General features: G+C 55.2%; 14 protein-coding genes. 6 read left to right on the top strand and 8 right to left on the bottom strand.

The genetic code is table 11. The features are described 5' to 3' along the window. Window positions 1–55: 55 nt before the first annotated feature. The 4 genes from C8N40_RS16060 to C8N40_RS16045 are packed head-to-tail and all read right to left on the bottom strand — an operon-like array spanning window position 56 to window position 5306. Window positions 56–1492, bottom strand: coding sequence for a TolC family protein (locus C8N40_RS16060; RefSeq protein ID WP_170114126.1), 1437 nt, complete (start codon window positions 1490–1492; stop codon window positions 56–58). A gap of 7 nt (window positions 1493–1499) precedes the next feature. Next, window positions 1500–2864: an HlyD family secretion protein gene (locus tag C8N40_RS16055; protein WP_108212831.1), complete on the bottom strand. Its 1365-nt coding sequence runs from the start codon at window positions 2862–2864 to the stop codon at window positions 1500–1502. 3 nt (window positions 2865–2867) lie between these two features. Further along, window positions 2868–4607, bottom strand: a complete 1740-nt coding sequence (locus C8N40_RS16050) for a peptidase domain-containing ABC transporter (protein ID WP_108212830.1) — start codon at window positions 4605–4607, stop codon at window positions 2868–2870. Between the two features lie 21 nt (window positions 4608–4628). Beyond that, on the bottom strand, window positions 4629–5306 hold the full coding sequence (locus C8N40_RS16045) for a TetR/AcrR family transcriptional regulator (RefSeq protein WP_108212829.1): 678 nt from the start codon (window positions 5304–5306) through the stop codon (window positions 4629–4631). 276 nt (window positions 5307–5582) lie between these two features. Between C8N40_RS16045 and C8N40_RS16040 the strand changes: the two genes are divergently transcribed. Both C8N40_RS16040 and C8N40_RS16035 read left to right on the top strand, forming a co-directional pair. Continuing rightward, window positions 5583–6848, top strand: a complete 1266-nt coding sequence (locus C8N40_RS16040; protein ID WP_108212828.1) for a DEAD/DEAH box helicase — start codon at window positions 5583–5585, stop codon at window positions 6846–6848. Window positions 6849–7183: 335 nt separating this feature from the next. Continuing rightward, complete coding sequence (locus C8N40_RS16035; protein WP_108212827.1) at window positions 7184–7420, top strand: hypothetical protein; 237 nt, start codon at window positions 7184–7186, stop codon at window positions 7418–7420. An 84-nt stretch (window positions 7421–7504) separates the two neighbouring features. Here C8N40_RS16035 and C8N40_RS16030 read toward each other — a convergent pair whose 3' ends face one another. From C8N40_RS16030 to C8N40_RS16020, 3 genes are read right to left on the bottom strand one after another with little or no spacing between them, the layout of a single operon-like run. Next, window positions 7505–8032, bottom strand: a complete 528-nt coding sequence (locus tag C8N40_RS16030) for a dihydrofolate reductase family protein (protein ID WP_108212826.1) — start codon at window positions 8030–8032, stop codon at window positions 7505–7507. A gap of 10 nt (window positions 8033–8042) precedes the next feature. Continuing rightward, a complete protein-coding gene (locus C8N40_RS16025) occupies window positions 8043–8438 on the bottom strand; it encodes a thiol-disulfide oxidoreductase DCC family protein (protein WP_170114125.1) in 396 nt (131 codons plus the stop codon). Further along, window positions 8425–8634 (bottom strand): YgaP family membrane protein, encoded by a 210-nt coding sequence (locus tag C8N40_RS16020; RefSeq protein WP_108212824.1) that lies wholly within the window; start codon window positions 8632–8634, stop codon window positions 8425–8427. The genes C8N40_RS16025 and C8N40_RS16020 overlap by 14 nt, the downstream gene beginning before the upstream one ends. Before the next feature lie 299 nt (window positions 8635–8933). Here C8N40_RS16020 and C8N40_RS16015 point away from each other — a divergent pair, with 299 nt between their 5' ends. The 3 genes from C8N40_RS16015 to C8N40_RS16005 all read left to right on the top strand — a co-directional run bounded on the left by C8N40_RS16015 (window position 8934) and on the right by C8N40_RS16005 (window position 10117). Further along, the gene (locus C8N40_RS16015) at window positions 8934–9290 is read left to right on the top strand and encodes a hypothetical protein (RefSeq protein WP_108212823.1); all 357 of its coding nucleotides are present in this window, start codon (window positions 8934–8936) and stop codon (window positions 9288–9290) included. 149 nt (window positions 9291–9439) lie between these two features. Beyond that, the gene (locus C8N40_RS16010; RefSeq protein WP_108212822.1) at window positions 9440–9757 is read left to right on the top strand and encodes a DUF2752 domain-containing protein; all 318 of its coding nucleotides are present in this window, start codon (window positions 9440–9442) and stop codon (window positions 9755–9757) included. A 6-nt stretch (window positions 9758–9763) separates the two neighbouring features. Next, entirely contained in the window at window positions 9764–10117 is a 354-nt protein-coding gene (locus C8N40_RS16005; protein ID WP_108212821.1) for a TM2 domain-containing protein, read from the top strand. 93 nt (window positions 10118–10210) lie between these two features. On the opposite strand, the gene C8N40_RS16000 is transcribed toward C8N40_RS16005, so the two are convergent. Next, window positions 10211–11095 carry a TraB/GumN family protein gene (locus tag C8N40_RS16000; RefSeq protein WP_108212820.1) on the bottom strand — a complete coding sequence of 295 codons (885 nt, stop codon included), beginning with the start codon at window positions 11093–11095 and terminating at the stop codon, window positions 10211–10213. Between the two features lie 211 nt (window positions 11096–11306). On the opposite strand from C8N40_RS16000, the gene C8N40_RS15995 reads away from it, so the two are divergent. Continuing rightward, window positions 11307–12980, top strand: a complete 1674-nt coding sequence (locus C8N40_RS15995; protein WP_108212819.1) for an amidase — start codon at window positions 11307–11309, stop codon at window positions 12978–12980. The last annotated feature ends 202 nt before the right edge of the window (window positions 12981–13182 follow it).

The following is a 13182-nucleotide window of genomic DNA, read 5'->3' as shown; positions in this document are numbered from 1 at the left end:
TGCCTAACAACATGCATAGCTGAGAAACAGGGGCTATAGGAACGTAGCAATCAGCCTACTCCATTTCTATACTTCCGGCAGACCAGTAGAGGAAGGTGCGGGCCTTGGCATACTTTGCCCGTAACGTATAAAGCTTTACCTGCGCCTCCATCAGCTTCATCTCCCGGGAGTTTACCAGGAACAGCGAGCTTTCGCCATTCTGAAAGCGGATTACTTCGCCGTTGCGCAAGGTGTTGGCGTTTGCCACCATTTGCTCCTGCAGCCTTATCTGCTCCTCCAGCGCCAGCCACTCGTTGTAAGCGGCCTGTATGCCGTTCTCCACTTCGCGCGCGGTTTGGGTTAGCTCCAGGGCATTGGCCTGCTGCTTTGCCTTGGTAAGCTGCAGTTTGCCGCGCTCCTGCCGCAGGAACAGGGGCAGGCTAAAGCTGAGACCCAGTTTGTAATTCTCCCCCATAAAGCTGCGGTCTATGGCCTCGGGCCTCATGTAAAAATCGCTTTGCAGCAGGTTATACTCTGCGTTCAGCTTGGGCTTGAGCTTATCGGCGGCCACGCGCTGATCCAGTTGTAGCTGCTGGCCTTTCAGGCTGAGCTTGCGCAGGTCGGGGTGGTTGGCTTTGGCTGTCTCCAGCAGCTGCTGCAGGTCGCTCTGCGACAGCGACGCGATCTCGCTGCCGGTAAGGGCGGGTATGGTTTGCTCCTGCAGCTCCAGCGGCGTTTCGTCCTCGGCCCACAGGTGGGTGGCCACCAGCAGGCGGGCGTTGTTATACCCCAGCAGGGCCTCCTGCAGCAGCACCTGCCGTGCCTGTACCTCTGTCAGCGCCTCCACCGTGTCTATAGCGGCCAAGTCGCCTTCCTGTACGCGGGTGCGCACCGCCTTCAGCCTGAAATCGGCCAGCTCTACTGCCTCCTCGTAAAGCTGTACCTGCCGAAAGTATAAAAGCCAGTCCCAATAGTCCTTGGTAGCCTGCAGCAGCAGCTTGTTGATGAGTTTAATGCGGTCTGCCTCGGCAATCTCCTGCATCAGGCGGGCCTGCCGTATGGTGGCGCGGCGCTCGTCTATAAACAGGCCCTGGCCCAGCGGCACCGAAATCCCTACAGAGCTCAGCCCCTCGGAGGGGGTATAGTCCATGGGGTTCAGGTTCGCGCCTGTGTTCTTCTCGAAGCCTGCCTTCAGCTCCGGGCCAAACCACAGCGGTACCTGCAGCGTGTTGCTCCAGAGGTTGTAGTACTCTTTGCCTCCAAACTCCTTGCGGTATACTTTGCTGGAGATAACCGGGTCGAGGGCGCCCCGGGCAATGCGCAGCTCCTGGCGTGCCTGCTCCGTCAGCAGCGCCGCCTGCGAGGCTACCGGGTGGTGCAGCAGGATGAGTTGGTGAAACTCCTGCAGCGTAAGCACCTGCTGCGCAGAGTCCGGCATCTGCGCAGCAGCACGGCTTGTGCCAAGTATAAACAGGGCGGTAAGCGCTACAAGGATGGTATAGAGGATGCGCATGCGAAGGTTATTCCTTTTGAGAGACTTCAGACGTCTTTTTTCCATTGGCTGTAGAGGCTCCCTGGGTTTCAGTATAGTCAGGGGGAAAATTGTTAAGCTGGCGCCAGATCTCGTACCAGATCGGCACCGTTTTCAGCATCGCCCAACCATACACACCCGAGCCTACGCGGAGCGGCTCAGGCCAGGACGTAGCATCGGAGTCGGGCACTACCAGCATGCGGTAGCGGCCGTTGGTGCCGGTGTTGTCTATTACAGCCACCCGGCCCCCAAAGGTGCCAAAGGTGGCTCCCGGCCATCCGGAGAAGACAATGGTGGGCCACCCCTCGAACTGCAGGCGCACCTCATCGCCGGGTTTGATGAGCGGCAGGTCCAGGGCGTCGATGTACAGCTCTGCGGCCAGCTGCGGGTCGCGCGGCATGATGGTAGCCAGCGCCTCGCCCTCCTTTATCGTCTCACCGATACCCGCTTTCAGGGTCTGTACCACATAGCCATCCTGGGGCGCCACAATCTGATAGTACTGGCTGCGGATGCGGGTGCTGCTGAGCTCGTTCTGCAGCTTGGCCACGTCTGCCTGCGTGGCAAAGGTGTAAGAGCGGGTGGCGCTGAGTTCGGCTTCGGCTTTGGCAACCTTGTCGCCATACTCTGCCTGCAGCGAGTTTAGCTCGGTGCGGGCGTTCTGCAGCTCGGCCTGTGCGGCCTCATACTTATTGATAAGCGAGAGCAGCTTAGCCTGCGCTTCCTGTAGCTTCAGGCGGCGCTGCTCCAGCTCCGTCAGCGACTTCAGGCCCTGCTTATACAAGTTCTCCTGGCGCTCAAACTGGGCCTCGGCTATAGTCAGCTCGGTGCGCTGCGCTACCACCTCCATGCTGTCGCTTTGCAGTTTCAGGCGTGTTTGCCCTACCTTGTTACGCGCTTTCTGAAGGCTAAAGCTAAGGCCCTCGCGCAGTGCCTTTATCTGCTCCTGCATGGCCCTTTCCTTGGCCAGGTTGGCTTCCATGGCTCCCTCTTTGGCCTGTACCTGCTCCTCCAGGCGCACCAGCAGGTCCGGGTCCATGTACTTTTCCTTCACCTCCGAGAGGCTGGCAATGGTGTCGCCCTTCTTCACGTAAGCCCCCTCCATCACGTGCCACTGCTCTATACGGCCTGCAATGGTCGCCTCTACGGTTTGGGGCCTGTCCTGTGGGGTTAGTGCCGTAAGCGTTCCCTGCGAGCGGATGTTCTGCGTCCAGGGGAGGAATAGCGAAAGGATAATGATCAGGAAGATTCCGCCGAGCCAGTACGTAAGGGTGCGGCCCAGGCGCGGCGTCTGCACCTCCGCCATTACCTCCAGCTCGTGGTCTGTGTTATCCATCTTGTTTAGCTCTGAAGCCATACTTTAGCCGGTTACGTCTATTAGTTCCTGCATTACTTCCAGGTGCTTTATCTCCTCGTAGTGTCCGTCGGCAGCCAACTGCCCGTTCTGAAGCAGGAGTGTGCGGTCGCACAGGCGCATGATGTCCTTGTCGTTCGACACGATGATCATGGTCCAGTCGAACTGTGGGGCAGTGAGCAGGCGCAGGAACTCCAGCCGTTCCTTCTTCTCCAGTCCTGCCCAGTAATTGTCGACGATCAAAAGTTTGGGGCGCTGCACCAGGCTGCGGGCCATCACTATCTTACGCGCGATGGTGCCCGGCAGGCGCATGCTGCCGCCCGTGAGGCTGGCCTGCAGGCCGCCGGGCGTTGTGTGCACAAAGGGCGCCAGGCCCGTAATCTCCACCGCCCAGAGCACGTCCTGCATGGGCAGGTTGCGGCCCAGGGTAATGTTCTCCAACAGCGTTCCGTCAAATACCTGCTCCTTACCGATGTTGTCGCCAATCAGGCTGCGCAGGTTGCCCTTGTGCAGGTCGTGCATGGAAATGCCGTTAAAGGACAGGCTCCCCTCGTAGGACGGCAGCAGGCCAAGTATGATGCTGATCAGGGTGCTTTTCCCGGAGCTGTTGAAGCCTGCCAGGCATACCCGCTCAGAGGGTTGTATAGTGAAGTTAAGCCCCTCCAGCGCCACTTTCTTGGTATCCCGGAACCTGTAGCCTAGGTTGCGGGCGTGTATGCTCAGCCCTCCGTTCAGGGGCAGCTCATCGAGCTTTATGCCTTTAAACTCCTCTACCGGCAGATCGCTTACCAGCCCGAGCTTGTCCAGGCTCGTCATCACGTCGTACACCGTGTCCAGTTTCATGATCACCTTCTCCACCGCGTTCATGATCATGATGATGATGATCTCAGAGGCCACGAACTGGCCGATGTTGATTTCCTGCTGCACCACCAGAATACAGCCCAGCACCAGCAGGCCGCCCGTGATAAAGGTTTTAAAGCCCACAAAGCTATAGTACTGCGTCATGAGCACCTTAAAGTGCTCCCGGCGCACCTTAAGGTAATTCTTTACATAGCTGTTGGTGCGGTCCATGGGCAGGTTGGTGTGCCCCACCAGCTTAAAGGTGCTCATGGAGCGGGCCATTTCCTCGAGCCACGCCACCATCTTATACTTGTATGTGGATTCTTTTATACTTGTATCAATGCCCTTGCCCCCCGTAAGCCAGATGATCAGAATCAGCACGATGAACAGGAGCAGGCCCAGGAAAATAAAGTATGGGTGGTAGAGCGACAGCAGGAGGAGGCCAAACACGATTTGTATCACGGCTGTGGAAAAGTCCACCAGAATCTTGGCCAGGCCCTTCTGGAGCGTTACCACATCAAAAAAGCGGTTCATAAGCTCCGGGGGGTTATACTTTAGCAAGGCCTCCGGCTGAAAGCGGGGAATGCGGTAGGCAAACTCGGAGGCCGTCCGGGCAAACAGGCGCTGCTGGATGAACTCCACCAGCCAGAGCTGCATAACCTGCAACCCGCCCACAATCAGCAGGGCCAGCACAATCAGGCTTATCAGCACGACCACCGAGGTGGTCACCTGCCCACTCGACACAAAGCCGATGATGCTCTGTATGCCTAAAGGCACCATCAGGGTGATAAGGCCCGCGGCGATGGCGTACACGTACATGTACAGGATTTCCCGGCGCTCTATAGACAGCAGTTGCAGGAAGCGCTTGGTAGGCGGCAGTTTTTTATGCGTTGAATTGGCATCCATTCGGATTTGGAGGTAAGGAGGTTAGGAGTTGTCTACTGCGGCAAAAACCAACTGTTTCAGGAAGGCCACTGTTTCCGTGTACTTCTCGGAGCGGACGTTTGTGAGCGAGGGCAGGTGCTGCGCGAAAAACAGCTGCTGATGCGCCGCCTCCAGCACGGTGCTCATCAGGGCGTGCGGGTAAGGATAGTCCGGGTTGATCTCCAGCACAATCTGGGCCAGGCGCTGGCACAAGTGCTTCATCTCCAGGAAATAACCTTCCTTGTTCTCGGCGTCCACTTCTTTGGTGTGGTATACTTTGGAGGCCTCGGCCACTACTACCCGGTGCAGCGCGCGCTCGTCAATGTGCCACACAGTGGGGTCATCGGCCTCACCGGCCCTGGCAATCACCTCGATGGCCCGGCTCAGGCGCTTGCGCGGGTCGGCAATGTTCCGTGTCTGGAGGGTGACCAAGTAGTGCAGCCAGGCCCAGTACCAGGACACCAGGTAAACCAGCAGTTTGTGCTTGTTTTCGAAGTAGCGGTAAACGGAGGCCTCGGTGGAGCCTATCTCGCCCGCCAGTTTCTTAAACGTGAAATCCTCGTAGCCCAGCACGTCCAGCAGCCTTATACTTTCGGCAATGATTTTTCGGCCTAGCTCGGTGCCTTCAGGCTCCCGCAGGTACGATTGGTGCTTCAGGTTTATCTGGATACTGGTGGCCATACATTAAGTGTTGAAGGTGCGTCTTTGGTCATACTTCCCACGAGCAACTGCTCTAAAAAATGTGACGGAAGCTTTTATGTGTAATAGTATTACTATTAAAAAAGTTTAGCCCGGCGCCATATTTTTTTATGATTTGCAGGAGAAGGCCAAAGCTCAGGCGGGCAATACCCTCCTCTGTTGCGTCTGACGACCGCTCAACAATCAATAATTAGCTCTACCTTTGCACCTTGCTTATGCCGTATGTATAGGCAAGGCAAAGTATAATACCGCTACACCATGAAGTTTGAAGATTACCGCATTTCCGACGAGATAAAGAAAAGCCTGAGCAAGCTGGGCTTTAAAAAACCGACTGATATTCAGTTTAAGGCCATTCCGCCCATCATGAAAGGCGAGGACGTGCTGGCTATTGCCCAAACAGGTACAGGCAAAACGGCTGCTTTCGCTATTCCGGTGCTCGACAGGCTGCAGTTTGGCAAGAACCGCAAGCGCGGCGACGGCATTAAGTGCGTGGTGATGGTGCCCACCCGGGAGCTTGCCCTGCAGATAACCGAGGTGTTTAATGAGATTGGCCGCGGCACCCGCGTGGAAACCTTTTGCGTGTTTGGCGGGGTGGAGCAGGGGCCGCAGATTGCGAAACTGGAAGAGGGCATTGATGTGCTGGTAGCCACGCCGGGCCGCCTGTTCGACCTGGTAAGCCAGGGGCACCTGCACCTGCACCGAGTGGAGGTCCTGATACTGGATGAGGCCGACCACATGCTGGACCTGGGCTTTATCCACGACATCCGCCAGCTTACGAGCAAGCTGCCCCGCAAGCGCCAGACGCTGTTCTTCTCGGCCACCATCAATGAAAAGATAAAGGAGCTGGCTTACTCGCTGGTGAACAAGCCGGTACGCATCCAGATCTCACCCAAAGACCCTGTGTCGAAAAACGTGGATCACTCGGTGATGTTTGTGGAGATGGACGACAAGCGCTTTTTTCTGGAGCGTGTGGTGAAGGAAAACCCGGATAAGAAGATCCTAGCCTTCGTGCGCACCAAGGTGCGCGCCGAGCGTGTGGTGGCGGCTATGGACCGCGTGGGGATAAAGGCGGAAAGCATACACGGCGGCAAGGAGCAGCAAGACCGCTTGGAGGTCATGCGCCGGTTTAAGAAAGGCGAGGTGAAACTGCTGATCGCCACCGACGTGAGCGCGCGCGGCATAGACATCCCCGGGGTGGAGTATGTGGTGAACTACGACCTGCCCGAGCAGCCGGAGAACTATGTGCACCGCGTGGGCCGGACCGGCCGTGGTACCGAGAAGGGTATTGCCGTTAGTTTCTGCGCCCTGGAGGAAAGACCTATACTGGAGGAGATACAGCAGTATCTTACCAAGGATATCAAGGTGCTGGAAGTGGAGAAGGAGGATTACGAGGCCACACTGGACTTCAGCGCGGATGCTAAGTACGACTGGAAGGCCCTGCTGAAAGAGGCTGAGGAGGGAGAGCAAAAAGCCAAAGCAGCCAAAAGCAAGAAGGCAAAAGCCAAGGCAAAGAAGAAAAAATAAGCAGGCGCTTTAGCCGTTGCCGGGGCCGGTGCAGCACTTGTCTGTACCGGCCTTTTGCTTTTGCACCGATACAATCCTCCTTTTTGTAGATAATAAAGGGCGTTTGGTCGGAGGTGGCTAACAAGTGTTCGTTTAAAAAGCACTTGTATGGTTCTGTGGCAGCTTTTGCTGGCGGATTATACCTGTTGTTGGACGAGAAAAAATTGTATTAAAATAAACTGTTTGGGCGTACTAAGCACAGTAACTTTCGTATAATAAATTGTAAATAGTCTTTAATAAGTTTAAAGGTATTTGCCCGGTTTAAAGTTTTATTTAACAAGAAAGGAGTGTGTGAGATGAGACGACACAGAAGAACTTCTACAGGGGCAATTTCCGACACCTGGAACTACAGCTTAAACTCCGTAAGCGATAACCTGGGCTTCACCCACGAGTTTACCGACGCCCTGGAGCAGGGGCTGCTGGACGAGGAACGCATATTGCGCAAGCATAGGCTGGAAAAAGAGCACAAGGCAGAGGAACCCATTTACCCAAGCTGCCCACTGGATGAAAAACCCACCACTGATGTGGTTTAACACCAGCCTACTGATTACTACTACTTAAAAAATGATGGGGGAGCAGCCGCCGCCACGCCAATGCGCGTGCGGGCGGCTGTTTTTTTACGGCTGCATCCATAGCTGTACAAAGCCGTTCCGGAAGCTCCTGCTCTCCAGCACGTGCAGCTGTTTCTCCGGGGTGCCCTGGGCGAATAGGGGGATGCCGTCCCCAAGTATAACGGGCTCGTAGGTAATGATGAACTCATCTATCAGGCCTGCCTTTAGCAGGAGTGTGTTTATTTGTCCTCCGCCAATCAGCCAGATGTTCTTCCCCTGCTGCCGCTTTAGGTTCTGAACAAAAATGGTGGCATCATCCCGCACAAACCGTACATGGGCTGTGTCAGCATGGGGGCTGCGGCTGAGCACATAGTTCGTCTTATCGGGGTAGGGGAAAGGCATATCAAAACCAAGTATAACCTGGTAGGTTTTGTAGCCCATCAGCGTAGTATCTATACTTTGCAGCAGGGCGCCATACCCGAAGTCCTCGCCCTCCAGGCTATACCTCTCGTCGTGCAGCCAGCTGGTGTCGCCGTTAGGCCGGGCAATGTAGCCATCGAGGCTGGTGGCGATGTAAAGTATAAGTCTGCGCATGGTTGGCGGGTTATCGGGGATTGTCTCTGAAGAATAGCTTCGTGAGTCTGAAGAAAAAGTCACGGTTGTCTGCCACGATCCTGTAGCCAGCCTCCGCCACTTTGCCGGCCAGCGGCAGGCGGTGGTACAGCCAGTTCCAGGTGCTGTGGCCACTCAGGTGCAGCAGGGCAGCCACGGCCGCAGCGCCGTGCAGCCGCTGCCCATAGGTTGTAAAGAGGTACACCGACCTGCGAAACTGCGCATGCGTGGTCCCGCGAAACTCCTCCGGGAGCTCCTGAAAGGAAGTATACTTCACCTTGTCGCCCGTTTTGCGGCGCCATCTGTTTACCCAGTACTTACAGAAACTACAGTCGCCATCGTACACCAGCATGGGGTGCGACAGGCCTGATGCGTTAGTTTTTGTCATGCCGCCGTTGCTCAGGCTCACATCCGTTGTACCCAATTGCTGCATTTAGCGGGCACCAGCGCAGCATGCCGGTAAGTATGGGTATCAGCCCGGCGGCCGCCAGCGGCTTAGAGTCATAGTAAGCCCCGATTCCAATCAGCGCCAGGCCGGCCAGCACGCGCGCTTTTTGCTCCACAATTCCTACGTTACATTCCATATTATCTGAAGTAAATGCTTTTTGTTGTTATACTTCAGGGCGGGGCTTTTGTTAAGATGCGGGAGCCTGTTCTTCCGGTAGAATTTTTTCTGTAGCCACAACAGCGAAAGATTAGGTTGTGGAAAATTTCCACACATTGGGGAATTGCAGCACAGTATGCAAGGCTTATTCTACAACCTGTGATTTTATGCTATGGCTTCTAAAGGCTAAAAATCAATGCTATAGGCTTTGTTATGAGTTTGGCACGATTCTGTCACTATACCTGCCGAGTACGATTTTGAACTACACTACCATAAAACATGAAAACAACATTCATAATAGCAGCAGTAGGATTGTTAGGATTTGCATCGCTGGATGCCGTTGCGCAGACGCAGGGCCAGAACCAAGGTCAGCAGCAACAGCAGCAGACAGAACAACAAGCTGAGGGCAACCGCGAGTTAGTAACGCAGGATCAGTTGCCGGAAGCCGTGAAGAACGCTCTGAAAAGCGATGTATACAAAGACTGGACTGTAGGTGAAATCTACAAGATAACTCCAGAGGAGGGCGCTGCCAACGCTGAGGTGGTTTACGAAATCACCATGACCAATGCAGAAGGTCAGGAAGGCGTTGTAAGAATGAATGAGAAAGGCGGTGCCGCCGATTCAGGTCAAGAATAACTGTGAACGTCATATAGTAAGCTTAAAAAAGCTCCATTCTGTGGAGCTTTTTTTTTGCCCCTGCCGCTCCTAATCAGGCCAAATATCCCCAAGCTGTGTTTTGATTATCAGAAAATTATACTACATTCAATCCGCTTAAATACTACTTTATGCGGGGCAGGATACAGCAAACGATTGGAAAGGCGCCGCTGGAGGCGCTGCTGTGGGGTGTAGGGCTCACGCTGCTGGCGCTCATGGACCCCAGAGGCGACCACCTGCTAAGCTTTTGCCCGTTCAGTTGGGTGCTGGAAAGCGGCTGTCCCGGCTGTGGGCTGGGGCATGGCGTGGCGTTCCTGGCCCGGGGCGAGTGGCGCGCATCGTGGGAGGCGCACCCGCTCACTGTTCCGGCAGTGCTGTTGCTGCTGTGGCGCTGCGGCAGGCTGCTATACTTTCATTACTGTTATGTTAGTGTAAAACCATCAAAATAAAACTATATGGCAAGTATACTCCACCTGATGCCGGACCTGGAGCCGGATGAAATGGGTTATGTGCAGACCCTGGTGCAACCTATGACCGAAGATGAGGCGCGTCAGTTCGCCAACATCTACCGCTCCCGCCGCCGCGAGCCCATGCTGTTGCTGATCACCACGCTGATCGGTTTCTTTGGCGTGGCCGGCATCCAGCGCTTTTTGACCGGGCAGATTGGTATGGGGCTACTTTACTTCTTTACCGGCGGGCTCTGCCTCATCGGTACCATCATAGACCTGGTGAACCACAAGCGGCTGGCCTACGAGTATAACGTGAAGGAGGCGGACCAGGTAGTGGCCATGATGCGCTACGGGCGCTAGGGTGCTGTTATACTTTAAGTAGAAGAAAGACATAAAAAAAGCGGCCAGGTACGTGTTACAGAACCTGGCCGCTTTTTGGGTTTAGGTTAAATGTTATTTCTGAACAGGCTCCACTTTGTAGCCCTGCTTACGCAGCAGCGCCACAACGCCCTCCTCACCTGACAGGTGTGCCGCGCCAACGGCAAAAAAGGTAGGTTTGGCCTTCGCCATGCGCTCCATCACCGGTATCCAGTTTCTGTTGCGCTTAACCAGGAACGCCTCGTTAAACTTTCTGTAATCCTCTTCCGGGTAGTCGCGCTGCATGAGCTCCTGCAGGCCCTTTAAGTCCTGTGCAAAGTATAGATCCACCATTTCGCTGTACTCGGCCCTGGATTTGGCCAGGTTGGTGGCCGTGCGGGTAACCATGTCCACGTAAAACTTGTTGGGCAGCTCATCTACCACGGCCATTTGCTCCTGCACGGACTCTATCCCCAAAACCTCCTTCTGCTGGCTGTGCGCCAGGTTCATCAGCTTCTGCTCATACGACTCGGGGGTGCACTCGGTAAGTACTGGTATCAGCATGGAGTACAGTACAAAAGGCTTGAGGTTATCCACAAACTGCAGGTCTGCCCCGTAGGTGCTCTTGAAAAGTGCTCCCACCGCCTCATACTCCTCCTTGGTGAACATGGCCTTCAGGGATTGCCCTTCTGGCAGGGTGGACAGCATCATGAACTGGGACATCATGTCCGGGTCGTCCATATCCAGCTCCAGCGATAATTGCTCCGTCTGCCCGAGCGCTTTCTGCAGCGTCTCCGAAATCACCATTTTGTCGGGGCACACGGCGTGGATGGTGCCATACAGGTAAGACGGCTTTTTCAGGCCCTTGCCCGTGATCTTCCAGAGGAGCGCGTTCTCTTCCTTTCCGCCGTTGGCGAGTGCGGGCATTAGTTGTGTTAGCACCAGCAATAGCGCCAGCAGCAGGTGTAATCGTCTGTTCATAGGTAGATTGGTTTTTGCTGTTGCAAACTAACACTTTTAGGCAATTTATTTCAGGGGTAAGGCAAAGTATAACTTTTACAAAATTTAAGCGGTGTGTACCGTCCACTTAGTCTTGTCGGTATTCGTTGGAAAGAGGCGGGAAACTCAGGCTGCAGAAATCTGCCTTTTATGTTCTAAAACCTTTATATTCGGAAACTCAAATCCTAGCAGCATGAAAAACAGAACCATAGCCCTACTTGGCGTCGCCTGCTTTATGTCAGGGGCTTTTGTGGCCAGAGTGGCAGATAATGCAATTACGGTGAATGTGCTGCAGGAGGCACAGAAGCTTATCGGCCTGAACTTTACGGAGGCACAGCTCGACTCCACCGTTTCGGAGCTGGAAGATTTTAAAAAAAGCTACGAGGCGCTGCGCCAGCAAAACCTGCCCAACAGCGTTCCTCCGGCCCTGATGTTCAACCCCATTCCGGTGGGTTATACTTTCCCTACTGGTAAATCTGCCTTTGAGGTGGAGCGGCCGCAAAACGTAAAACTTCCGAAAAAGCGCGAGGAACTGGCGTTTTATACTATTCCGCAACTGGCCGAACTGGTGCGCACCCAGCAAATCACCTCCGAGGAACTCACCAGGTTCTACCTCGACCGCCTGAAGAAGTATGGTCCGGCGCTGGAGTGCGTTACCTCCCTTACCGAGGAGCTGGCACTGCAGCAGGCCCGCCAAGCCGACCAGGAGATCAAAGCTGGCAAGTATAAAGGCATGCTCCACGGCATCCCGTTTGGGGTGAAGGATTTGCTCTCCACGCGCAAGTATAAAACCACCTGGGGCGCCACGCCTTACAAAGACCAGGTGCTGGACGAGGACGCGACGGTAGTGCAGCGCCTGCAGGACGCCGGTGGGGTGCTGGTGGCCAAACTGACGCTGGGTGCCCTGGCCATGGGCGATGTGTGGTACGGCGGCAAAACCCGCTCTCCATGGGATGTGAGCAAAGGCTCCAGCGGCTCTTCGGCGGGCTCTGCCGCGGCGGTGGCAGCTGGTTTGTTGCCCTATGCCATCGGCACGGAAACCCTCGGTTCCATTGTTTCGCCTTCTACGGCTTGTGGTACCACGGGACTCCGGCCTACTTACGGCCGCGTGAGTCGCCACGGCGCCATGGCCCTGAGCTGGTCTATGGATAAGATCGGGCCGATTGCCCGCACCGCCGAAGACTGCGCCATTGTGTTCAACGCCATCTACGGGCCTGACGGGAAAGACCAATCGGTGTACGATGCGCCCTTTAACTATACGCCAAGTATAAACCCGAAGAAATTACGCGTAGGCTACCTGAAGGAGGACTTTGCCAAGAAGTATGGCTTTCAGGAAAACGACCAGGCTGCGCTGGAGGCGCTCTGCAAGGCTGGCGTAGAGCTGGTGCCGATCTCCCTGCCCGACCTACCGGCCAGCGACCTGCTATTGACCATTTCGGTGGAGGGGGCTGCGGCCTTTGACGAGCTTACCCGTAGCGGCCGCGACAGCCTCCTGGTGGCGCAGCATAAAAACGCCTGGCCCAACATCTTCCGCACTGCCCGTTTTATACCTGCCGTGGAGTACCTGCAGGCGCAGCGCGTGCGCACCTTGCTGGTGCAGCAGATGCAGGAGAAACTCCAGGACGTGGACGTGTACATCAGCCCCTCCTTCGCCAGCAGCAACCTCATCGTGACGAACCTGACGGGCCATCCGTGCGTGGTGGTGCCAAACGGTTTTCAGAAAAATGGCATGCCAACCACCATCACGTTTATGGGCAAACTCTTTGGCGAGGCCGAGCTGCTGCGCTTTGCCAGCTTCTACCAAAGTATAACGCCGCACGAGGAGCAGCACCCAAGTATGGCATTTACTAAAAAGAAGAAGTCCTAAAGTATAGCGGGCTTCGGCAGCAAGTATAGATTTCAAAGTATAAACCGCGTGTTTATACTTTGAAATCTATACTTTTAGTCCTTCGGTAATGTTTGCCGATGAATGCTTCGGAGGCTTTAGCATTTGCTGTTTAAAACACGCTGCAAGCGTATCTGATGTCGCTCCATGTTCCTAAGTATAAATCCGCTCCCGGCCAAGTATA

Source organism: Pontibacter mucosus (assembly GCF_003054055.1).
Lineage (GTDB): Bacteria > Bacteroidota > Bacteroidia > Cytophagales > Hymenobacteraceae > Pontibacter > Pontibacter mucosus.
This window is presented reverse-complemented; position numbering and strand designations above follow the sequence as displayed.

Coding starts and splice junctions, on each gene's coding strand:
- C8N40_RS16055 (WP_108212831.1), bottom strand. CDS start 2,864: ATGGCTTCAGAGCTAAACAAGATGGATAACACAGACCACGAGCTGGAG.
- C8N40_RS16015 (WP_108212823.1), top strand. CDS start 8,934: ATGAAAACAACATTCATAATAGCAGCAGTAGGATTGTTAGGATTTGCA.
- C8N40_RS16000 (WP_108212820.1), bottom strand. CDS start 11,095: ATGAACAGACGATTACACCTGCTGCTGGCGCTATTGCTGGTGCTAACA.
- C8N40_RS16040 (WP_108212828.1), top strand. CDS start 5,583: ATGAAGTTTGAAGATTACCGCATTTCCGACGAGATAAAGAAAAGCCTG.
- C8N40_RS16045 (WP_108212829.1), bottom strand. CDS start 5,306: ATGGCCACCAGTATCCAGATAAACCTGAAGCACCAATCGTACCTGCGG.
- C8N40_RS16035 (WP_108212827.1), top strand. CDS start 7,184: ATGAGACGACACAGAAGAACTTCTACAGGGGCAATTTCCGACACCTGG.
- C8N40_RS16020 (WP_108212824.1), bottom strand. CDS start 8,634: ATGGAATGTAACGTAGGAATTGTGGAGCAAAAAGCGCGCGTGCTGGCC.
- C8N40_RS16010 (WP_108212822.1), top strand. CDS start 9,440: ATGCGGGGCAGGATACAGCAAACGATTGGAAAGGCGCCGCTGGAGGCG.
- C8N40_RS16050 (WP_108212830.1), bottom strand. CDS start 4,607: ATGGATGCCAATTCAACGCATAAAAAACTGCCGCCTACCAAGCGCTTC.
- C8N40_RS16025 (WP_170114125.1), bottom strand. CDS start 8,438: ATGACAAAAACTAACGCATCAGGCCTGTCGCACCCCATGCTGGTGTAC.
- C8N40_RS15995 (WP_108212819.1), top strand. CDS start 11,307: ATGAAAAACAGAACCATAGCCCTACTTGGCGTCGCCTGCTTTATGTCA.
- C8N40_RS16060 (WP_170114126.1), bottom strand. CDS start 1,492: ATGCGCATCCTCTATACCATCCTTGTAGCGCTTACCGCCCTGTTTATA.
- C8N40_RS16005 (WP_108212821.1), top strand. CDS start 9,764: ATGGCAAGTATACTCCACCTGATGCCGGACCTGGAGCCGGATGAAATG.
- C8N40_RS16030 (WP_108212826.1), bottom strand. CDS start 8,032: ATGCGCAGACTTATACTTTACATCGCCACCAGCCTCGATGGCTACATT.